A 20,209-nucleotide genomic window follows, 5' to 3' on the forward strand; every position below is an offset into this window, starting at 1 on the left:
AGGAGGCGCCCGCCATGACGGGCACCGGCCGAAGAACCCCTGCTGCTCCCGCGCGACGCACCGCGCGTGGAACGAAATCGGTCAGCGCACGCGCTCGAACACCACGCCTGCGGCCTGGAGATCACCCTTGATCGCAAGGTTGATGCCACGCTGCATCCAGTAGGCTCCGCTGGCGATCTCCGGCGTGCCGGCAGCGGCGGTGCCGTGAATGAAGCGCGTGCGGTAGCGTATCTTCGGATCGAGGCCGCGCAGGCGCAGCGTCGGATAGGCGCGGGCTTCCTCGCCCTGGCGCTGGAAAGCAAACAATACAGCCTGCGTGCGATCCGCCGACACCGATTCAGTCGCCGACCACGGCGCCCTGCCCTGCGGCGAGAGCAGGCGATACAACTCACCTTGCTGCACCGTGGTGCGGATGGTCTTGTATTCGGCGATGTAACGCTTAGCCGTCTCGTGCTCGGCAGGCGTCCAGTCCAGCAGGTTGGCACCGATACCGAGGCCCCCTTGCATCGCCGACAGGAAACGGAAATCCAGTGAACTGGTGCGTCCGTTGACCCAGTTCGGTGAGCCGGTGACCCAGGCCATCATCGTCGCGGGTGCATAGGCGTAGCTGAAACCGTCCTGGATCGACAGACGATCCGACGGATCGGTGTTATCGGAAGGCCATACCTCGTCGGTAAGCGCCATGATGCCCAGATCCACGCGCGCACCACCGCCCGAGCAGGATTCGATCTCGATGGCCGGATGCTTCGCCCGCAGGCGACGCAGGATGTCGTACAGGTTGCGCGTGTAGGCGACATACACCTTCTGCTGTTCGTCCGGCGCCATCTGCGGCCAGCCCGGCTCCGACCAGTTGCGGTTGTAGTCCCACTTCAGGAACTGGATGTCGTTTTCGGTAAGCAGGCGATCCAGTTCCTGGAAGACGTGCTCGCGGACATCTTCGCGGGCGAGGTTAAGCACGAGCTGATGGCGGCCCAGGCTGCGCTCACGATCCGGGAAGTTGAGCACCCAGTCCGGATGCGCACGATAGAGATCGCTGTCGGGGTTCACCATCTCCGGCTCGACCCAGAGACCGAAGGTCATGCCCAGGCCATGCACGCGGTCGATCAGCGGCTTCAGGCCATTGGGAAACTTCCTCCGGTTGACCACCCAGTCACCCAGGCCGGCATGGTCGCTGTCACGCGCACCGAACCAGCCGTCGTCCACCACGAAACGCTCGACACCCAGCGCGGCGGCTTTCTCGGCAAGACGTTCCTGCCCGGCATCATCCACCTTGAACTCCGTGGCTTCCCAAGAGTTGTACAACACCGGACGGATCTTAGGAGTGGGCCCCTGCGGCAACACGCGCGTACGCTCGAAGCGGTGCAGCAGGCGCGATGCCTCGCCCACGCCATCGCTCGTATAGCCTGCGTAGAACACAGGCGTGTCCAGCGCTTCGCCCGGCTTGAGGCGGTAGGCGAAATCGAAGGGGTTGAAACCACCGGTCACGCGGACCTGGCCAAGGATGTCTTCATCCACGCGCAGCTGCCAGGAGCCGCTCCAGGCCAGCGCGCCGAACCAGACATCGCCGTGTTCCTCGTTCCACTCGCTGCCACGGCCGATGGCAAACCATGGATTGTTTTCGTCGCCCGTGCTGCCACGGCGGCTTTCCAGCACCGTGGCGCCGGGCGTCACCGGACGCGTCTGCATATGCCACTCGCCGGCCCAGGTGCCGGTGAGGTAGCGCAGAGAGTAGTCGCTGGCCGGCGGCAGGCTCCAGGTTGCGGATGCCGCGCTGTCGATGGTGAGCGGCTTGCCGCTGCCATTCTCGATATGGGCCGAGCGTCCCACGATGCCAGTGGCAGCGTCGGCGGTGTAATGCAGGGTGACCTTCACGCCGGCCTGCGCGTCACGCATGAGGATGGCCAGATCACCGCCGTCGATGCGGTAGCTGTCGTAGCGCAATACCAGGTCGCGATTGCCATCGTCGAAGCGCAGCTTCAATGCAGGGGTTGCGGTGAGCGAGCCGCCCCAGCCGGCATATTCCTGCAGACTCAGCGCGCCGGCCGGATCGAACGACGAGCGTTCCGGCGCCGGCAGCGCGGCGAGCGGATCGTCCTCGGCCAGCCGGGCACCCCAGTAGACGTTCTGCAGCATGCCGTCGGGATTCACGCCCATGGCATAGGTGACCTTGCCCGCGTCGATACGGAACACCCGTTGCGAGGCGTCGTAGCGTGGCGTCGCGTCGTTCTTGCCGGCCGCCATGGCGGCAAGCGGCATCAGGGCGATGACCAGCACGGACGAAAAGCGGCGATATCGGGTGAACGTATTCAACGTGCGTATCCTCGTCATTCGATGGAGCGCGATGCCCCGCTATGCCACGCCGGCTTCCACGCGGAAGCGGAACAGGCGTTCCAGTTGCTGGCCCGGGGCCAGGGCCGTCATCCCGTTGACGACGGCTCCCCCGGGAAGGTGCACCGCATTGATCGGATGGTCTACCGGTTCAAGGCAGAAGAAATCCTCGCCCTCGGGCACATAAAGCACATAGACATCGGCCTGTGCATCCACATGCAGGCGCAGCGAACGCGACGGCCAGTGCACGGCGGCCTGCCCCGGCCAGCCGGTGAATGCGTGGTTGATGCCACCCCTGGGCAGCGGGCGCGGCTTCGTGAAGTCCCACTCGGGCGGCACACGCATCAGGGCAATGGGTAGCGGGTCTTCGCCGTCGTTCATCCACAGTGCGGATGCGCCGGCCTGAAGACGGGTGTCGGCATCGCGCGGGAAGAACGGATGCACGCCCAGGCCGAAGGGCAGCACGAAGTCGCCGGTGTTCGTGACCCGCAGGCGGATTTCCAGCGAGGGGCCATCCAGCCGGTAATGTTGGGTGGCCCGGAAGGCATAAGCCCCCGCCGTGGCATCGTGCAGCGTCAGCACGATGTCGGTGGCGTCGTGATGGGCCACCGTCCAGGGCCGCTGCCAGCCGGTGCCATGGATCGGGTAGGGCTCGTCGCTGCGGTTCGGTGCGAGGACGACATCATGCCCTTCATGGGTGAAACCACCCTTGGCGATGCGGTTGCTCCACGGCAGCAAGGGATAACAGCCCAGGCGATTCGGCTCCGTGGTGTCCGGATCATCGCAGGGGCGCAGCAAGGGACCGCCATCTTCCAGCCAGTCGAAACGGGCGATACCGCCTCCGGTGCCGGGAAGCACGCCGAGTCGCAGGTACGTATTACGTAGTTCCAGCATGTCAGAACGCCCCGCTCACGCCGTCTCTCCCCGTTCAATCGTTGCCGGCGAAAGGCCGCAGTCCGGCGTCGACAGCAAGCCCCCTTGCCATCGCGCGTCAGGCGCATTCGTCGATCCCTAACCCTTTTCCCGAGCGGCATGCGGCATAGTTGGCATGACGTCGTGTCGCGGCCATGAGGTCGCTGCTGGGTTAATTGTAGTATTTTATTAGCAGTGGGCCGCAAGCTGCGGCGCAGCATCTGTAGGATGCCGGCGGGGTCGGCGACCGGGGTGACTGTGGCCTGTCCGGTCGCGCGCAAGGCGCGCTCCTACAGATGCTCAGGCTGATTTTAGTTTGCGGCCCTGGCGGCGGATGTTGTCGCGTGACTCGCCTACCATCCGCAGCATTGCCTGGCGTGCCACATCGGGCTGACGCTTGCGCACCGCTTCGTAGACCTTTTCGTGATGCGGCAGCGCCAGCTTGAAGTTCTCGGAATTGCGGGCCGATAGCAGGAAGAACGTGCCCAGCGCCGTTTCGATCACCGAGAACAGCGACACCATCAGCTCGTTGTTCGTACAACGCAGCAGGGTTTCATGAAAGGCCAGGTCGGCCTCCGCCCAGCTGTCCAGGTCTTCGGAGGAGGCCATGGCCTCGTACGCGGTCTTCAGGTCAGCCAGTTGTTCCGTCGTGCGCCGCCTGGCCGCCGAGGCGGCGGCGGCGGGCTCGATCAACTCGCGCATCTCCACCAGCTTCTCCACGAAGCTGTCCGTCGGCATCAGGGCGCAGCGCCAGGCAAGCACGTCGGCGTCGAGCTGGTTCCAGTGCACGGCCTCGCGCACGCGGGCGCCCGTACGCTGCCGGGATTCGATGAGGCCCTTGGTCACGAGCACCTTCATCGCCTCGCGCAGCGCGGTGCGGCTGACCTTGAGCTGTTCGGCCAGCACTTCTTCGCGAGGCAGCCCCTCGCCCGGCGCCAGCTTGCCGCTGACGATCATCTGACCCAGTTCCTGGACCACCTGGCCGTGCAGGTTGCGCGCCGCCACGGGCTTCACGATCACATCGTTCCTCAAGGGCATCGGGTCCAGGTAGTAGCCAAACGAGCGTCCGCCGAACGGCGCAGGCCCCGATGTGAGGCCTGCGCCTTCGCGACCATAGGGCATGACGTTACGTCACGCCACCGGAAACAAGGCGTGAGGATCGTACGTGGGACCGTGCCGGCCGTCGAGATACGGCGTCGCGAATGCCCGGCAGCTGTACGGCGCTAGGGCGCTGCCGTACAGCCCTTCACACAGGCGAACCATGCCTTCCGATGGGCATAATCGACCGTCATGCGGAACGGCGCGAAGATATTGCCACCGGCGGCGCCATAGACCTCGCTGTCCATGAAGGACGACATGCCTTTGCCGAGAAAGCGGTCGTCAGCGCGCTCAGTGAACCATACGGGTCCCGTACGCCATGTGCCGATCTGTACATAAGGGACGCGGATGGCAGGATGAGCCGTAGACCCGTATCGAGAAGCAGGTCGACTTTCTCCCCCGCGACGTCCTGCGTGATGCGCGGGAAGGGGGGCGCGATCGCACCTGAGTCAGGAATAGATGAACTTACTGCTTCGGCAACGCCGAGTTCAAAAGCATCGTCGATGCGCAGGCGGCTGTCTTTCCACCAGGCCCGGAGGAACACACAGGCTGCGGTTTCTGCACACCGATAGGCGGCCTGTCGTCTGCATAGCTGTGCCCCGTCGTGGCGCAACCGGAAAGAGCGGCCGTCATGACCGCAAGACTGAAGAAGATTCGCATAGCCCATCCTGGCAGTGAGATGCCGCATATTCAGATATTGGCCAGGCCTTGTACATAGGCCGGCCGGACGCATCGCCTCATCGCATTCAGCAAAACGATAATCTGGCCGTCGTCATCGAAAACCTCGCGGACGTATCCTTCCTCATCGCCCCCCTTGAAACCATGGGTGGCGTTCGTTACCGCGGCCCCATGGCTATCGGTGATAGCGAAGTCATCGCGCAAGTACGCGACCCATGGGGCAATTGCATCGGGCTACGACAGACATCGTAATCCTGGATAAAGATCAGGCCGAAACGACAGGTGTTACCCGACGCCGCCCTTCATCGTCATAGACCACGACATGAAGCCCTTCTTCCGCCACAGGCGCGACAAAGTACTGCGTGATCTGCGCAAACTCCGCTTCCGTAGCCTGGAACGGGTGCTCACCTCGGGCATTGCGTGCATGTAGCCGGGCGAGACACACCGCGTCGCTCACGTCCAGATAGTGAAGCCGGTGCCCGCAGCCAGCCTGCGACGCAATATTACGTCCCCATGCACGCGAGGCCACCGTATTGAACGGAAAATCGAGCACGACGCAGATGCCCGACGCCAGTATCCTTGTCACGTGCTCCACCATGGCATCCTTCAAACGCCTTGAGCAGCGGATGTAATCATCGATCGACCGGATGTCATCGGGATAAAGCCGGGATAGCCACACGTCTTCGCTGATCGCCACATGCCTCACCTCGCCGGCCAGGTGCGCGGTCAAGGTCGATTTTCCGGCTGCGATTTTTCCGCACACCATGTGGAGAATCGCTGTGTTCTGCTCTACTGCGGCATCGCCTTTTGTCGACGTATACATTTCCAGGTTCTCCGTGTGGTGCCCAGAAAGCAAAAACCCGCCATCCGGGCGGGTTTTCGTGACTTTTTCCAGTCGATGGCTACCCCGCCGTTTAAGGGACAGCGCCAATAATGAAAGGGGCATTCGACGGGTGCATGGGCTCACATTAATGGAAGGAGCCCACGCCCGCAAGACGATGCCCACGCCATATCCCGGAACGCATCCATACGCTGGGTCGTCCAGATGCGGTACGCAAGATAAAGCAAGGAAGAATGCTGATAGAAGTTCGCAATTCGGTTGCCGGGAAACGAAATATTTTTGTAGGAGCGCGCCTTGCGCGCGACCGGTTGTGCCGTTATTCCCGGTCGCGCGCAAGGCGCGCTCCTACAAACGCACGCTAGAATCGGCGCTCTCGTCGCTACCTGCTTCCTGAGCCCATGGCTGAATTCTCCTGGCGTGTCGTCCTTTTCGTCCTGACCGCCCTGGCGGAGATCGTGGGCTGCTACCTACCCTGGCTGGTGCTTCGCCAATCGAAGCCGCTATGGCTTCTTATTCCGGCAGCACTCGCCCTCGCGGCATTCGCATGGCTGCTGACCCTGCACCCTACGGCTGCCGGACGCACCTATGCAGCGTACGGCGGCATCTACATCGCCGTGGCACTGGCGTGGCTTGCTCTCGTCGAAGGCGTGCGGCTCACGGCATGGGACATGGTTGGCGCAGCCATCGCCCTGGCTGGCATGACGATCATCGTCATCCAGCCTGCGCATTGACGAGATTCGGTCGCCCAGGCGCGATTGAGACCGTGCATCGATGACTGGTGTACGGGTACCCCACAGTGAGCATCGCCTTAAATGCAGGCTATGTGCCCCGCAATGCACGCAAGTCATACGAAGAACAGCCTCGGCAAGACTGGCAGCCATATCAATGGTCCCAGGCATCTCATGACTGACGTACCCCCAGGGAAGCTCCCTGTAGACGCTATCGCCGTCCGCCGCCGAATATATGCCTGGATACCGGCATGGTTGCCGAGAAGAAGCGAGGATCCTGATCTTTCATGGTAAATGCCATCGCATTGCGAAGCATTCCCCTACCTGCTGGATTTGAGCACCTTCAGGCAGGCAAGCACCACTCACGGCAACATGGCCTTCACCCTGTCGCAGAAGCTGACCGATTGTCTCTTGATGGCCTGGGCGAAGCCAGCTGGTTGTAAACCATGGCTAGTCAGCACCTGCCTTTCGCACCAAGGCATCAACTGCCTTAGACGCCTGGTCGTCGGTAAAATCACAGTGACCATCCCCTGTCGGATCGAGCACGGTAAGCCACTTACCGTTTCCCGCCGCCCTGATCTGCTTCGGGTACACATCATGGAATCTGGCTGGAATAGTCTGGTCGAACGTATTCCACTGCATCACGAGCGGAACTTCGATATGCCCCGTCAGGGTGACATTGCGCCTGGCATAGGCGATTGCTTCCGGCGAGGCGCTATAGCGATGTACCTTCTGGTTGAACGAAACGTCGTCACCAAAGCCCTCGTACCTCTCCTTTCGATTGTCGACAGGCATGCCGCCCGCACGTTTTTCAATTTCACGAAGGCCCATGTAATACAGGGCCAACGTCGGCAACGTCTCCGGCCTCTCTTCCAGACGCTTTGCCAGTATGGCGGCCTCCTTCGGGTGCGCCTCCAGCGCCTCGGCAATCACGTCGGGTGCAATCGCCGGCGGAGAATCGGCCGCCGCCAGGTCGGGAATGACGCCCGGTATCAACGCATCAAATGCCACCAGAGGCGTCACTATGCCTCGGGCCAGGAAGTCCGGTGTAGACACCGTTAACCCGCAGGTGATCATGGCGCCGGTATACGCATGGGGATAACGCTCGATGCTTGCAGCTACAGCCAGACCACCCAGCGAAAAGCCATAGATATACGTGTGGTTGGGCTGGACATAGGTTCGGACAAAGTACTGGCGGAGCCGCTCGTTGTCGGCAATGGCATCGCCCACCGCCCACCCCTGCGATGAAAACTGGCTCTGGGCAACAGCGAATCCTTTGTTGAGGAATACAGGGGTCGTATCCGCCGCCGTCATCGGTGACGACACAGGGGCTCCCACGGGCTGATAGCCATGCATGAGCATGACAAGATCGCCGTTCCAGTTGGCTGGGATATCGATGCGGTAGAGGGCACCGTGCAACTTGCCCGTATAGACGCCAGGATTGGGCTTTTCGGCACGGGCAGGCAACGAAGCACCGGCACTGCACATGGCCACGACCAGGCCGAATCCCGCGACCTTGCGTAATGCTGTAAAGATCATTTCATCACTCCCGGTGGTCAAACAGGGCGCAGGAATACCTGTCCGGCCACGACGTGGTCGCCAGCGTCAACTGCGCAATGGGGTTAAGCCTCAGGAATCAGGCGGAGAAGCCATGGGCGAGTACCGGACGGCATTCGCCAGGGTGCCGTCCTCATCGACCACCAGCATGATGGTTTCATCGCCGTTCTTGCGTTTGACCCGATAGGTATCGGAACCAAACTCGTTGACACCGGTGAACGCGTAGGACTGAACTGGTCCGATACGGGCAAGGTATTTTTCGCGCGATTCTTTCTGCTGCTGACGCTGCCAGGCGAGTTCAGGGCTCATACCGACGCCACTGTCGGGGTCGCTCAGAAGCAGGCGCAACGCTTTCTCGCTACCAGCAAAAGGCTTTTGTGCCTTGATGCGAGCGGCGAGTGCACGATGGATCCGTTGTGCGGTTACCTCGTCGATGCGAGGCCGATCAAGTATGGCGCGACCTCCCTGGGTGGCGATCAAGCGTATGGCGTGCCCGGAGGTATCCATCACAAAATGCACGGCCAGCGCATCGCTGCCTTGCACCGTGAACTGGTCACCGCCAGCGCGAACGAGTTGAAATGGCCTCGGCGCGGCCATCTGGCCACTTATGCTGACCGATAGGCCATCGGCGGTCCTTGTTACTTCGATAAGTGAAACAGGACTTATCTGATAGAAACCGGTATAGCGATCCGACGTGTCCGGGCTCGACGTCACCGACGACCGCATGCCTGACCGACTCGCATCGGGCGGAGTGAGCTGCGCCGCAACCACCGCCATGTTGATCGAAAGACATAGGAAGATCGCAGCCGATCCGCGCGCCCACTTGCCTTGCTTGCGCAGCATCTGGCGCATACGAGATTCAAGAAACGCCACAGAGTCGCTCATCGCGGGAAGCAGGGGAATATGCCTCGACTTCTGCTGGCCGACGTAGAGCAGTGTTTCACAATAGCCTGCAACGTCACATCCGCCCTGAAGCACCCGTGCATCGCAGTCCATCTCGATGGCACGACGCAGCCTGTGAAACTGCCACCACAACAGGCCATTCCACGGCATCAGTACCAGTAGCACCAGGGCAACGGCGATGACATACGGGTCACGGGCTTGCAAATGTGAGCGTTCGTGAGTCAGCGCGTGGCCCTGTTGCTCCGGGCTCATCTGGAGAAGCCACTCGGGCACGACGATCTGCGGATGGATCAAGCCGACGACGGCTGGACCTGTGTCGGGTGCAATGCACACACGCTCGCCATGTACCATGCCGTGACGCCAGCCGCGCTTGCGACGCGATACCCAGGCCACGCCAAAGGAGAGCATCAGCAGCATGATTACCGATGCCGACAGCCATAGGCCGATAGCGACAGCATCGGCACTGATGGACCACCCATACACAGGGATGTCGTCGAGGTGGATCTGCGTCAAGGGAGTTCGAATGGACGTGGTATCACTCAATACCAGCGCTGCCGTCGTCCTGTCGCCGGCAGCGCTGCCGGGAAGCTGTATCGATGCGCAGGCGATCACTATGGGCACCACCAGCGATCCAAGCATCGACACCACCCATGGCCACCTCGTCGGCACTCCCCTGCCCTTGGCGGCCCGTTCTGCCATGAATGCTGCCGTGGTCAGTGCCAGGGTCACCAAGGCGGCATACAGCATCCAGGCAAACATCAGGATTCATCCTCGCCGGAACGTTCGGCCAGAAGCCGGCGCATGCGCTGGATCTGCTCCGCGCTGAGTTTCTGCTCCGACACCATGTGCGAGAAAAGCAGCTCTGCCGAGCCTTTGAACAGCTTATCCGTCAGGTGCTGAATCGCGTTTCGCCGCGCCGCCTTCTGCTTCACGCTGGCGAAATAGCGGTGGCCCCGGCCCTCTTCCTGGTGCCCTACGTAGCCTTTGCTCTCCAGCACACGCAGTACCGTCAGGACCGTGGTGTACGCAAGGTCATCACCCAGGCGCTCGCGGACCTCCGCTACCAGGCATGGGCCCTGATCCCAGAGCACCTGCATGATGTCGGCTTCGCGATCGGTCAATGAGATTTTCATGTCTCCGGCCCGTTCTTACTATGAGGATAGTTATTACCTGCCCAGAAGGCGCAAGTCAACTATGTAAATAGTAGATGGGCACACCGCGGTCCTCCTGAGTGTCAAGCACAGGCCCGTCACGGATACTGAGGGCCGGCCACTAACTAAAGATTGACCAAGGTATGCCGATAACGCTGATTTACGGGGTGCTGATTACCGGACAGTGCTGGGTAGCCATGCGCGGAGATCACACGAATCGATGGACCGCCCGATCATGAAGCAATGTCCGCCAGCTATTCCGTCGATCAAGTATTCGACCATACGTGACACAGGACTCTCATTTTCCTGCACGTTCTGCTTTACAGAGGGAAGGGAAGCAATCCAGCTCGCCACCATTCTCAGCCATCTGGCCGTCAACGATGTGCTTGGCACACCCCTTCCGGACGCAGACGGTGGACTGGACGTACGTCGGACGAGAGACGGATATGAGAAGAAGGTTGGGCGCCACGGCTGCCATGGCACCTGGACGGCGACAACAGCCAGCGAGGCCGTGGATTGGCTTCTGCCTGGAGCGGTCTATGCGGTGAAGTTCGCGGGGCACGGTTACGGTGGAACAATCGAGTTCCATAAAGGCTGACGGCTGCGCTTACTCGACGTTCGCGACGTCGACGTGCCGGTTGCGAACACGCCCGAAGAGAAGTGATTTTTACGGGCAAGAGAAGCCAGGATCGTTGCGATCCGCTAAACCCGTTGAAGGACAACATGCCCGGAGTGGGACTCGAACCCACATACCCTTGCGGATGAGGGATTTTAAGTCCCTTGCGTCTACCGATTTCGCCATCCGGGCGGAAAGAAAAAAGGCGCACCGCTGTTGCGGATGCGCCTTGGAATGCGATGGAGGCCGAGGTCGGAATCGAACCGGCGTACGCGGATTTGCAGTCCGCTGCATGACCACTCTGCCACCCGGCCATCGCTTGCGCACGCGGAGAGTATCCGATAGCGCTTAAAAAACAAAACCTCGGGTTTGCCGAGGCTTTGTGGATATCTGGAGCGGGAAACGAGACAGGCACTAGGGCGCTAAATCCTTGTTTCCCAATCACATTCTTCGCCGCCGTGAGCAGCGAAGGCCTGAATTATAGCCTTGTTCTTCGCCCTCGGCAACAAAACTCATCCAACAACTTCCATCAGCGTCCAAGGACTGCCATTTCATCCCCTGACAACCGACGCAGAATACACGGCTACCAGAGGCCCGCCCCTGCAACGCCGCTCGACACTCAGGTCTCCTTGCGTCAGGAATGGCATCAGCATCGAACGTTGAGACCGCGCTTGGTTTGATGCCGTGCGCACCACAGCCCAAGGCTGTTCGTGATGAAGGCCAAGCGGCGAGCAAGGAAAGATGGGGCGCATGTTCACATCACCTGGTCAGCTGGCGACCGTGTGGGAGCGGCGCGCAACAGCCTCAAACTGGCCACAGCCCAGGATCGCTGGATGCTATGTCGATATATCAGGATGCCAGAACAAGCATCACACGCGCGGTTTTCTCTGCGTCCCTCTGGACGTTGAGCAACGACTGCGCCCCAGCGCGACTTGTGAAACCGTAGGGATATCAGACCATAGCGAATCGGTCTTGATACGCCTGACGCACCCCATGACGCTGGCACCGTGAGCGCCATTGTCGAGCGTGCTTCTTCCTTGTTACTCGACGGGCCGGCAACTGGTCGATTCTTGCACATTGAGCAAGAGAGGGCCACCTGTGGCGGATGCCATGATCTCGTCCGCCCACGTTCCGGGGCATTCGTCCCTGGCATCCGCCACAGGCATAACGACACAACAGCCCTTGGCAGGGCGAGAAAGGAGCCGGTGATGTAGCGCTTCCGAAAGGAGACGAAAACATGCACAAGGAGCCACCATTATCAAAGGTGTTCTATCGTCCCATCGAAGCTGCCATACGGTGGGCTGGGTTGTTGCGGTACAAGGCGTCGATCCTCGCCTCGATCGCATCACCGCGGTGCCTGCCGCAGACATTGGACTGCCCGCGATGGAACGAGTGTCGGCTGTACTCGGAACGCATCTACGACGGCATCCTCAACTCGGAACTGCCCTTTGGCAAGAACGGGATCACGCTCAATGACCCAGAGTTGGTGAGTTCACCCGATCTGACCATCCGCCACGTCGATCTGAAACGCTGGATGCGCACTCACTATCCTGAGCATCGACCCGGATTCCTGTTCAGCCGCAGCGAGCGCATGGCGCATCCCTCCATCACCCTGGAAACAGGACAGGCAATCCTGCTGGAACGGCAGGCTCTGCAGGCCGCGCTGGACCATAGCCGGCGTGAGATGCGCAAACTTCAAGCGCAACACGAAGCCTTGCTCAAGCAGTCCGCGGTGCTGTTGGCATCCAAGCAGTGCGCGATCAGTGATCGAGCGGAGACCACGTACCTGAACATCATCGGTGGCATGCTGACGCTGATGCTGGGTCAATCCCCATCGGGTGTGCCGTACTCCAGCTTCAAGACGCAGGAGGCAATCGTCACCGCATTGCTCGCCCACTATGGCGGCACCATGGGCATCACGGAGCGAACCTTGAACGGCAAGTTCGCCAACGCCAGGAAGAATGTGCGTAGCGCAGCCGCGTGAATTCTTCCATCTTGTATGTGCAGTCTCGGAGATTGCATTTGCAATGTCTTTTTGCAGCCATGTCTATTGAATAGAGGTCACGCCAACAAACGCCACTGAGCGTTCAGGAGTGACCGCCATGTCGCAAGTACCTGTACTGCCACCGCACGAGCGCCGCATCCTGCGGCTCGATGAAGTTGAAGCGAAGTCCGGCTTCAAACGCGCCCACATCTACAACCTGATGAAGAAGCGCCAGTTTCCACAGGCGTTGCGCCTTGGCGTGCGCGCGGTGGGCTGGGATTCGGTCGAGATCGATCAGTGGATCGCCGAACGCCTTAACAACCGCACCTGACTCGCTCCCCCTCGGACTTCCCATCGCCAAACGGAGAGCGCCATGCAGGTCGTATCCATCATTTCAACGAAAGGTGGCGTCGGCAAGACGACCACGGCCGCCAACCTCGGCGGGCTCGCCGCGGACGCGGGGCTGCGCGTGCTGCTGCTCGATCTCGACGTGCAGCCCACCTTGTCCTCCTACTACGATCTGGCTCACCGCGCGCCCGGCGGCATCTATGAGCTGCTGGCGTTCAACGAGCGCGGTCTCGACCAGCTCGTGTCCCGCACCATCATCGCGGGCCTGGACCTGGTGCTCTCGAACGACCACCGGGGTGAACTGAACACCTTGCTGCTGCACGCGCCAGACGGGCGCCTGCGGTTGCGCCACCTGCTGCCGGCGCTGGCGCCGCTCTATGACCTGGTGCTAATCGACACCCAAGGCGCGCGCTCGGTGCTGTTGGAGATGGCGGTGCTCGCCTCCGGCCTGGCGCTGTCACCCGTGACCCCGGAAATCCTTGCGGCCCGCGAACTGCGGCGCGGCACCATGCAGTTGCTGGAGGACATCGCGCCGTATCGGCACCTTGGCATCGAACCGCCACCGCTGCACCTACTCATCAATCGTGTCCACCCCGTGTCCGCCAACGCACGCATGATCCAGCAGGCGCTGCACGACCTATTTCAGGATCACACGGGCATCCGCGTGCTGGGCACCGACGTGCCGGCCATCGAAGCCTATCCGCGCGCTGCAACCCGCGGCATGCCGGTGCATCGCGTCGAGTATCGACAGCCACCAGGCAGAGTTGCGCCCGCTGCGCTCGACACCATGCGCACGCTCGCCGGCGAACTGTTCCCGCAGTGGCAAGACAGATTCGCCCGCGTGTCCGGCCGTCCTCCACGTTCTATTGAAACCGGGAGGTCCCGTGGCGAGCGCACATGAACTGTCCCGTGGCCACAAGCGACTGCGCGCCCTGATCGAGTTTGCGGTGAGCGAAGGCTGGCACGTCAAACGTACTCGGGGTGGACACCTCAAATTCACCAAGACCGGCTGCGCCGCCATCTACACCAGCTCGACAGCGAGCGATTACCGGGCAGACCTCAATGCCCGTGCGCAGATCCGCCGAGCCGAGCGCGAGGCCCGCATGGCCCGGCCCGCCAACGCCGAGGGATGCGGCCATGGCTGAGATGACCTCCCAGGACATGGCCGGCAAGCTGCTTGCCGCCGGGTTCGAGCGCAGTGGGCCATCGGCCACGGCTTTGAGTGACCCCATCGCCGACACGCCGATGGTCGTGACGCTGGACCAGTTGCGGCCCTACGACCACGATCCCCGCAAAAAGCGCAACTCGGCCTACGATGAAATCAAGGCCTCCATCCGCGAGCGCGGCCTGGATGCGGCGCCAGCCATCACACGCCGTCCTGGCGAGGCGCACTACTTCATCCGCAACGGCGGCAACACCAGGCTGGCGATCCTGCGCGAACTCTGGACAGAAACGAAGGACGAGCGCTTCTTCCGCATATCGTGCCTGTTCCGGCCGTGGCCTGCGCGCGGGGAGATCGTCGCGCTGACCGGGCACCTCGCCGAGAACGAACTGCGTGGCGGCTTGACGTTCATCGAGCGCGCCCTCGGCGTCGAGAAGGCGCGCGAGTTCTATGAAGCGGAAAGCAGCACGACCTTGAGCCAGTCCGAGCTGGCCCGTCGCTTGGGCGCCGACGGCTTCCCCGTGCAGCAGTCACACATCAGCCGCATGGCCGATGCGGTGCGCTACCTGCTGCCTGCGATCCCGACCGTGCTGTATGGTGGCCTCGGTCGCCACCAGGTCGAGCGGCTGTCGGTCATGCGCAAGGCCAGTGAGCGCACGTGGGAGCACTATGCCAAGGGCCGCTCCCTGCCGCTCGACTTCGACAGTTTCTTCCAAGAAGTGCTGTCGCAGTTCGATACCCAGGCCGACGAGTTCTCGCCGCAGCGTGTGCAGGACGAGTTGATCGGTCAGATGTCCGAGCTGCTGGGCATCGACTACGACGTGCTTGCCCTGGACCTGACCGAATCCGAGAGCCGCCACCGCGCCCTGGTCAGCGACCCAACCCCGCCATCGGCGCCGCCGGCATTGCCTGAGCCTGGGGCCATCGCACGGCCGCCGATTGAACCGGCACCGTCCCCCGCCACAGCAGCACATTCTGCAGGCCACTCTGCCGCCGCGCCGACAAGGCCCCAGGACGATGCGGCCCCGCGTGAGGCATCCGCAGCCACCCCTGCGGCAGCGGCTGGCGATCTACTTGACGAGCACATCGTCTCTCCGGCACCCACGACGCAGCGGCTCCAGTCCATCCAGCGCATGGTCGCCGACCAGTTGGGCGATGCGCTTCCGCCCGACTTCTCGGCCAACGTGCTGCAGTCGATTCCCGTGCAGGCCGGTGGCCTCTATCCCATCTCGGACATCTGGCATATCGACCCAGGTCTCGACGCACCCGGCCGCCTGCGCGTCCACATCGCGCAGTTCGCGCGCGAGATCGCGGGCGAGGTCGACCTGGACGCGTGTGTCGAGGATCGTTCAGATGGCATCGGGTTCGCGTGTCGTGCCCCGACCCAGGTTTCGTCGCCGCTCGCACGTGCCGTGCTCGCGCTGCTGGTTTCCCTGGCCGGTCAGCAGTCGGCCGACGTGGGCTTGGACGGCGGGCACTTCGTCACCGACCTGCCAGCGCTGTTGCACGGCCAAGGCCAACGTCATGCCGACGGGGCCCGGCGATTGAGCGACACCGCGCTGGTCAAGCTGTTTCGTCTGCTGCGGCTGGCCCGGCGCCTGCTGGATCTGGAAGCCGGCGCTCTCGGTCCTGGGACCTGAGCGAGGGAGGCCCGCATGTCCGCACCTAACCCACTCAACCAGGCCGTCATCGCGCAGGCGCTCTACGATCTGCGCAACGGGCAACTGCGCCGCTGCAAGGCGATGGGATTCGGTGAGGAAGAATTGGATGCGCTCAAGCATCCGGCGCTGATCAGCGTACTGGCCAATGCCAGCGTCTCGTGGTGCTCTGTCTCGGTGAACCGGGAAGTGCTCCGGCGATTGCTCAAACAGGCGCAGGACGTGGAGAAGGAGATCGCCACCGTCGATCGCATGTTGCGCCTGGGGGCCAGTACGGAAATGGCGAGCCGTTTTTATGGGCTGACGCACCAGGAAGTCGCGCTACGGCGTGAAGTTCTCGGCCTGCCCAAACGCAAGGGGCGCCATCCGGTTCTGGACGAGGAGCAGGACACCGAGCTGTGGCGACGCTGGAAGGCCGTGACCAGCAGCAGGAATGTCGAGCTGGAGGATGAGACCTCGGTTCTTGATGCGGCAATGGACCTCGCCGAAGGCATGGAACTGCCGCTGTCGGTGGTCTGGGCTGCGATCAAGAACTGGATCGATCAGGGATTGGGTTGAGTCATGGCCGTGGACGACGCTGCACCACGAGCACCACGCCAAGGCCCGGTCGCCCTCGCTGATCTGTTCGACAGCGCGCTGAAAGACCTTGCACCGAAACCTCGCCCGCCCGCGTCCGCGCCAGCTCCCGCATCCGCAACATCTCCTGTCTCCGCAACCGGCGACGGTTTTCTGTTCAGCGGCAATCGGCACGAGAGCGTGCCGCGACGGCTGTTCCTGGACCGACGCCTGACGCCGCTGGAACGCAATGCCTGGCAAGTCTTTCGGATGATGCTCAACGAGGATGGGGTCACGGCGTTTCCGACGTATGAGCAACTTCGCCCGTGGCTCGCGTCAATGCCCTGCGCCGGACAGGCCTCTCACGAGACCGTGGCACGGGCGCTGACGCTGTTGCGCCTGACTCGCTGGTTGAGTCTCGTGCGCCGCAGGCGTGACCCCAAGACCGGGCGCATCCTCGGCAACCTCTACGTCCTGCACGATGAGCCCCTGACGCCTTTCGAGGCGATGCAGCTCGACCCGGACTACTTGGAGCTCGTCAGCCAAGCCCTGGGCCATTCGGCCAAGGCCGTCCAGGTCGTGGGCTTGCACACCCTCAAGGAAATCGCCGAAGACCCGTTGTTGTCTGGCCGCACGTTGCCCTCGCGGCTGCAGGTCCTTGCCGAACGCCTCGCGAGCCAGGGCATTGGGTCGCAGGAGAGTTATCCACAGAAGGATAGGGTTCACGATTCCGAAGAAGGGGCGCCGAGCCTTCTTCGGAATTCTGATGACCCCTCTTCGGATTCCGAAGCAGGGCCGAAACCCGCGTCAGACGGCGCTCTTCGGAATCCGAAGCAGGACCGTACTGTACGTAGTAGTCGTATGAATGAAGTACGTACTACCGCGCGTGAGCGTGGGCAGGCGCGTGCGATGCCAGGAGTTCGCCTGCCTGATCGCTTTCTCGGCTTGAAGGAAGAGCAGCAGGCCGCCGCCATCGTGGCATTGCAGCAGGTCGATGCTCCGCTACGCCAGGCCGTGCTGGACGAATGGGCGGATCGCTGTCGCGGCAGCACCATCCGCAACCCGGCAGGCTACCTGTTCGGCATCATCCAGCGCGCCATCCGTGGCGAGTTCAACGCCTGGGCCAAGCAAGCCGGGTCAGCACCGCCACCTGCCCCTGCACGAGATGCACCGCCTGAACCACCGCGCAATGTGGTTCCACCCGAGGTGGCCCGGCAGCACATTGACCGGCTGCGCGACCTTCTGCGCAGTAGCTGAGCGCGACGAGCGACAAGGGCGTGAAGCAGACGTCGATGGCCGTCAGTAGAGCTATCCCCAGGGGATAGATGTACTACAAGCTGTAACGCCGACAGGCACGGCATGGCACTTCGGTCCAGGGGGGCCGTAATGGCGTCGGTTGCATGAGCGCACGCACCATTTGCGCGAGCAGCGCTCCATGGCTTTCGATGGAGCTATCCCCTGGGGATAGCTCGTGTCACAGGCCACCGCTGCCACGACAACCGGGTCCCGGTTCATTTCGGTTTGTTGACTGACTGCCTTCCGTTGCGTGCCGATCCTGACCGCTCCTTTTCCCAAGCGAGCGGACGCCATGGCAACCAACGAACCTCTGCAACTCAATCTCGGCTCTTTGCGCAGCGCGATGTCGCTGACGCTTCACACCCACCACGCCTCGCGCATCTGGCATGGCCGCGCCGCCGCCGAGGGGCGACCCGGCATCGTCGGCCTGAACGGCTACATCGCCGTGATGAACAAGATGAAGCGCGGCTCGGAGCAGGACGACCCGTACAGCGACTGGTGGATGTTGCGCATCGAGGAAAAGCTCGACCAGACCAGGACCACGTTGCAATCGCTGCGCGAGCAGGTTGACCAGGCACTGGCCGGCGTGCCTGCGGCGTTGAGCCTGGGTGAGAACCTCAACGTGCAGCCGGTGAAGCTCCCCTTGTTCGTGAACGCGCAGCTCGGCTTTGCCGCCGTCTATCTGCTGGCCGACTACGACGACATCGCCCGCAAGCTGATCCTCGCCCACCACACCGCGCTGATCGATCGCTCGACGTTGGAGCGCTGGCTCAACGAAGGTGCCCACGCGCTGCGCAGCCTGTTCAGCCTGGCCCAGCAATACCGCTACTCGGGCTGCACCCGCGACGACTTCGCGGCCAAGAACGCCGCAGCTCGGGCAGCATTGGAGAAGTTCGGCGAACTGCCGCAGGACGTGCTCGAAGGCATGCGCCGCTCGAAGTTTGCGCCGCCCGTCGTGCGCCGTGGTCTGCAACAGCGTGGTGATAGCGCTGCCGCAGCCGCATCTCCCACCGACGAAGGCGCTGCCGCCGATTCGGCCGAGGCCAAGTCCACAGCCGCCGGCGAGGACGAACCGGCATGAGCGACCCGAACCGCGAACCGCGCTACTTCCGTCGTCTGGAACAGCCAGCCTTCATGCGGCTGGAACACGCGGCCTCTCTAAAAGGCCTTTTAAAGCCTTTTAAAGGTAAAGGGGACTTCGAGGCCTGGGCCAGCCAGTGCTTCGCCATGCGCGACGAGTTGATTGCCCTGGCGCAGCGACAGGTGCTGCCACAGGCGTGCGGGCATCCCTTCCACCTGCTTCCCGTCGAGCTGGCCCAGCAGACCACTGGCGCAGGCACGACCTTTCTTCGCTGGCGCAAGCACGATCGATCGGCCATGGGCGTGGCGTTGTGGCAGGAGCTGATGGCGAGCCCCAGCACGCCGGTCAACCTGCTGCACGACCTGCACGAGATCGAACTGCAGCGCGTCATGCTGAACATGCAGATCAGCCTGCTGCACACCCTGGGCAGGCAAGCACAGGAATGCGCCAGCAAGGCCGCGCAGGCGGACAACACCTACCTGCGCCGGCTCGCGTCCGTTCCTGCCGCAGTGCGCGATCGGTGATTGCGCCTGCCATCCGAGCACGCGCCCGAGCCCAACGAGGCACGGGTATTTCAACCACCACGGAGATTCCAACATGAGCACACAATTCATCGGCGAGGGCAACATCGGATCGCCTCCCGAGTACCGCGAATTCCCCAATGGCAACGACGATCCTCGCCGGTTGCTCCGGCTGAACGTGTACTTCGACAACCCCGTCCCCACCAAGGGCGGCGAGTTCGAGGACCGCGGCGGCTTCTGGGCGCCGGTGGAACTCTGGCACCACGACGCCGACCGCTGGCAGCAGCTCTACCAGAAGGGCATGCGGGTGCTGGTCGTCGGCCGCATGGAGCGCGACCCCTGGACGGACAACGAAGATCAGCCGCGTGAGACTTGGCAGGTCAACGCGCGCAGTGTCGGCATCCTGCCGTACCGCATCGAGTCTGTGGCCCTCAGCCCGAAGCCACAGGAGGCAGAGCCGAAGCCCCAGGCCACCCAGGAATCGACGGCGCCGAAAGAGACCAAGCGCAGGAAGTGATCGGGCATGGAGGGCGGCTGCCGCAGTGCTTCGCCGCCCTCCATGCGCTGCGAATTATCCCCAGGGGATAGCTCCACCAACGTCCACCGAGTTCCACGCGCGCTCCCGGAAATCGCGGCTCTCGGCCCGCACACTTCCGGCCACGCACCTTCCCCGCACTCGCCATTTCATCGGCGTGAAAGCGGTCGCTGCCGCATGCGGCTTGTTTGCTGCTGCCAGGGGCTGCGCTCGGCATCCTCGATCCCAGCAACTCCATGAACAACAGGAATCGGGAT

General features: G+C 62.6%; 20 protein-coding genes and 2 tRNA genes. 12 read left to right on the plus strand and 10 right to left on the minus strand.

All coding sequences use genetic code 11. The annotated features are described in order from the left end of the window. Window positions 1-81: 81 nt before the first annotated feature. From HBF25_RS06955 to HBF25_RS06970, 5 genes are all read right to left on the minus strand, one after another. Window positions 82-2,310 (minus strand): alpha-galactosidase, encoded by a 2,229-nt coding sequence (locus HBF25_RS06955; RefSeq protein ID WP_243853104.1) that lies wholly within the window; start codon window positions 2,308-2,310, stop codon window positions 82-84. 39 nt (window positions 2,311-2,349) lie between these two features. Then, window positions 2,350-3,222, minus strand: coding sequence for an aldose 1-epimerase (locus HBF25_RS06960; protein WP_166947213.1), 873 nt, complete (start codon window positions 3,220-3,222; stop codon window positions 2,350-2,352). Window positions 3,223-3,540: 318 nt separating this feature from the next. After that, window positions 3,541-4,362, minus strand: a complete 822-nt coding sequence (locus HBF25_RS06965; RefSeq protein WP_243853105.1) for a FadR/GntR family transcriptional regulator — start codon at window positions 4,360-4,362, stop codon at window positions 3,541-3,543. A gap of 101 nt (window positions 4,363-4,463) precedes the next feature. Further along, a complete protein-coding gene (locus tag HBF25_RS22385) occupies window positions 4,464-4,598 on the minus strand; it encodes a hypothetical protein (RefSeq protein ID WP_279588134.1) in 135 nt (44 codons plus the stop codon). 683 nt (window positions 4,599-5,281) lie between these two features. Then, a complete protein-coding gene (locus HBF25_RS06970; RefSeq protein WP_341778054.1) occupies window positions 5,282-6,022 on the minus strand; it encodes a P-loop nucleotide/nucleoside kinase family protein in 741 nt (246 codons plus the stop codon). 233 nt (window positions 6,023-6,255) lie between these two features. Between HBF25_RS06970 and HBF25_RS06975 the strand changes: the two genes are divergently transcribed. Continuing rightward, a complete protein-coding gene (locus HBF25_RS06975) occupies window positions 6,256-6,588 on the plus strand; it encodes a YnfA family protein (protein ID WP_166947214.1) in 333 nt (110 codons plus the stop codon). 447 nt (window positions 6,589-7,035) lie between these two features. Here HBF25_RS06975 and HBF25_RS06980 read toward each other — a convergent pair whose 3' ends face one another. The 3 genes from HBF25_RS06980 to HBF25_RS06990 form a co-directional block, all read right to left on the minus strand. After that, window positions 7,036-8,124: an alpha/beta hydrolase family protein gene (locus HBF25_RS06980; protein ID WP_243853106.1), complete on the minus strand. Its 1,089-nt coding sequence runs from the start codon at window positions 8,122-8,124 to the stop codon at window positions 7,036-7,038. A 90-nt stretch (window positions 8,125-8,214) separates the two neighbouring features. Next, on the minus strand, window positions 8,215-9,804 hold the full coding sequence (locus tag HBF25_RS06985) for a M56 family metallopeptidase (RefSeq protein ID WP_166947215.1): 1,590 nt from the start codon (window positions 9,802-9,804) through the stop codon (window positions 8,215-8,217). Beyond that, on the minus strand, window positions 9,804-10,166 hold the full coding sequence (locus HBF25_RS06990) for a BlaI/MecI/CopY family transcriptional regulator (protein ID WP_243853107.1): 363 nt from the start codon (window positions 10,164-10,166) through the stop codon (window positions 9,804-9,806). The genes HBF25_RS06985 and HBF25_RS06990 overlap by 1 nt, the downstream gene beginning before the upstream one ends. A 265-nt stretch (window positions 10,167-10,431) precedes the next feature. On the opposite strand from HBF25_RS06990, the gene HBF25_RS06995 reads away from it, so the two are divergent. Next, window positions 10,432-10,794, plus strand: coding sequence for a hypothetical protein (locus HBF25_RS06995; protein WP_166947217.1), 363 nt, complete (start codon window positions 10,432-10,434; stop codon window positions 10,792-10,794). 126 nt (window positions 10,795-10,920) lie between these two features. Here the strand turns inward: HBF25_RS06995 and HBF25_RS07000 are convergent. Together HBF25_RS07000 and HBF25_RS07005 are read right to left on the minus strand one after the other, a co-directional pair. Then, window positions 10,921-11,004 (minus strand) — tRNA-Leu (locus HBF25_RS07000). A 48-nt stretch (window positions 11,005-11,052) separates the two neighbouring features. Further along, window positions 11,053-11,126, minus strand: a tRNA-Cys gene (locus HBF25_RS07005). Between the two features lie 923 nt (window positions 11,127-12,049). On the opposite strand from HBF25_RS07005, the gene HBF25_RS07010 reads away from it, so the two are divergent. The 10 genes from HBF25_RS07010 to HBF25_RS07055 all read left to right on the plus strand — a co-directional run bounded on the left by HBF25_RS07010 (window position 12,050) and on the right by HBF25_RS07055 (window position 19,934). After that, window positions 12,050-12,796: a hypothetical protein gene (locus HBF25_RS07010; protein WP_012112309.1), complete on the plus strand. Its 747-nt coding sequence runs from the start codon at window positions 12,050-12,052 to the stop codon at window positions 12,794-12,796. A 118-nt stretch (window positions 12,797-12,914) separates the two neighbouring features. Next, window positions 12,915-13,127: an AlpA family transcriptional regulator gene (locus HBF25_RS07015; RefSeq protein ID WP_012112310.1), complete on the plus strand. Its 213-nt coding sequence runs from the start codon at window positions 12,915-12,917 to the stop codon at window positions 13,125-13,127. 42 nt (window positions 13,128-13,169) lie between these two features. Further along, entirely contained in the window at window positions 13,170-14,045 is an 876-nt protein-coding gene (locus tag HBF25_RS07020) for a ParA family protein (protein ID WP_012112311.1), read from the plus strand. Then, a complete protein-coding gene (locus HBF25_RS07025) occupies window positions 14,029-14,289 on the plus strand; it encodes a hypothetical protein (RefSeq protein WP_012112312.1) in 261 nt (86 codons plus the stop codon). The genes HBF25_RS07020 and HBF25_RS07025 overlap by 17 nt, the downstream gene beginning before the upstream one ends. Continuing rightward, window positions 14,282-15,946: a ParB family protein gene (locus HBF25_RS07030; RefSeq protein WP_049399939.1), complete on the plus strand. Its 1,665-nt coding sequence runs from the start codon at window positions 14,282-14,284 to the stop codon at window positions 15,944-15,946. Before HBF25_RS07025 ends, HBF25_RS07030 begins: the two co-directional genes overlap by 8 nt. A gap of 15 nt (window positions 15,947-15,961) precedes the next feature. Continuing rightward, window positions 15,962-16,522 carry a DUF2857 domain-containing protein gene (locus HBF25_RS07035; protein WP_012112314.1) on the plus strand — a complete coding sequence of 187 codons (561 nt, stop codon included), beginning with the start codon at window positions 15,962-15,964 and terminating at the stop codon, window positions 16,520-16,522. A 3-nt stretch (window positions 16,523-16,525) separates the two neighbouring features. Next, window positions 16,526-17,776 carry an STY4528 family pathogenicity island replication protein gene (locus tag HBF25_RS07040; RefSeq protein ID WP_012112315.1) on the plus strand — a complete coding sequence of 417 codons (1,251 nt, stop codon included), beginning with the start codon at window positions 16,526-16,528 and terminating at the stop codon, window positions 17,774-17,776. Window positions 17,777-18,107: 331 nt separating this feature from the next. Next, complete coding sequence (locus HBF25_RS07045; RefSeq protein WP_012112316.1) at window positions 18,108-18,896, plus strand: PFL_4669 family integrating conjugative element protein; 789 nt, start codon at window positions 18,108-18,110, stop codon at window positions 18,894-18,896. Further along, window positions 18,893-19,420 (plus strand): DUF3158 family protein, encoded by a 528-nt coding sequence (locus HBF25_RS07050; protein WP_003098978.1) that lies wholly within the window; start codon window positions 18,893-18,895, stop codon window positions 19,418-19,420. Before HBF25_RS07045 ends, HBF25_RS07050 begins: the two co-directional genes overlap by 4 nt. Before the next feature lie 73 nt (window positions 19,421-19,493). Then, window positions 19,494-19,934 carry a single-stranded DNA-binding protein gene (locus tag HBF25_RS07055; protein ID WP_003098976.1) on the plus strand — a complete coding sequence of 147 codons (441 nt, stop codon included), beginning with the start codon at window positions 19,494-19,496 and terminating at the stop codon, window positions 19,932-19,934. Window positions 19,935-20,209: the final 275 nt, after the last annotated feature.

Source organism: Luteibacter anthropi (assembly GCF_011759365.1).
Classification (GTDB): domain Bacteria; phylum Pseudomonadota; class Gammaproteobacteria; order Xanthomonadales; family Rhodanobacteraceae; genus Luteibacter; species Luteibacter anthropi.

Coding starts and splice junctions, on each gene's coding strand:
- HBF25_RS06960 (WP_166947213.1), bottom strand. CDS start 3,222: ATGCTGGAACTACGTAATACGTACCTGCGACTCGGCGTGCTTCCCGGC.
- HBF25_RS06965 (WP_243853105.1), bottom strand. CDS start 4,362: ATGCCCTATGGTCGCGAAGGCGCAGGCCTCACATCGGGGCCTGCGCCG.
- HBF25_RS22385 (WP_279588134.1), bottom strand. CDS start 4,598: ATGTCGTCCTTCATGGACAGCGAGGTCTATGGCGCCGCCGGTGGCAAT.
- HBF25_RS06975 (WP_166947214.1), top strand. CDS start 6,256: ATGGCTGAATTCTCCTGGCGTGTCGTCCTTTTCGTCCTGACCGCCCTG.
- HBF25_RS06980 (WP_243853106.1), bottom strand. CDS start 8,124: ATGATCTTTACAGCATTACGCAAGGTCGCGGGATTCGGCCTGGTCGTG.
- HBF25_RS06985 (WP_166947215.1), bottom strand. CDS start 9,804: ATGTTTGCCTGGATGCTGTATGCCGCCTTGGTGACCCTGGCACTGACC.
- HBF25_RS06995 (WP_166947217.1), top strand. CDS start 10,432: ATGAAGCAATGTCCGCCAGCTATTCCGTCGATCAAGTATTCGACCATA.
- HBF25_RS07010 (WP_012112309.1), top strand. CDS start 12,050: ATGCACAAGGAGCCACCATTATCAAAGGTGTTCTATCGTCCCATCGAA.
- HBF25_RS07015 (WP_012112310.1), top strand. CDS start 12,915: ATGTCGCAAGTACCTGTACTGCCACCGCACGAGCGCCGCATCCTGCGG.
- HBF25_RS07020 (WP_012112311.1), top strand. CDS start 13,170: ATGCAGGTCGTATCCATCATTTCAACGAAAGGTGGCGTCGGCAAGACG.
- HBF25_RS07030 (WP_049399939.1), top strand. CDS start 14,282: ATGGCTGAGATGACCTCCCAGGACATGGCCGGCAAGCTGCTTGCCGCC.
- HBF25_RS07035 (WP_012112314.1), top strand. CDS start 15,962: ATGTCCGCACCTAACCCACTCAACCAGGCCGTCATCGCGCAGGCGCTC.
- HBF25_RS07040 (WP_012112315.1), top strand. CDS start 16,526: ATGGCCGTGGACGACGCTGCACCACGAGCACCACGCCAAGGCCCGGTC.
- HBF25_RS07045 (WP_012112316.1), top strand. CDS start 18,108: ATGGCAACCAACGAACCTCTGCAACTCAATCTCGGCTCTTTGCGCAGC.
- HBF25_RS07050 (WP_003098978.1), top strand. CDS start 18,893: ATGAGCGACCCGAACCGCGAACCGCGCTACTTCCGTCGTCTGGAACAG.
- HBF25_RS07055 (WP_003098976.1), top strand. CDS start 19,494: ATGAGCACACAATTCATCGGCGAGGGCAACATCGGATCGCCTCCCGAG.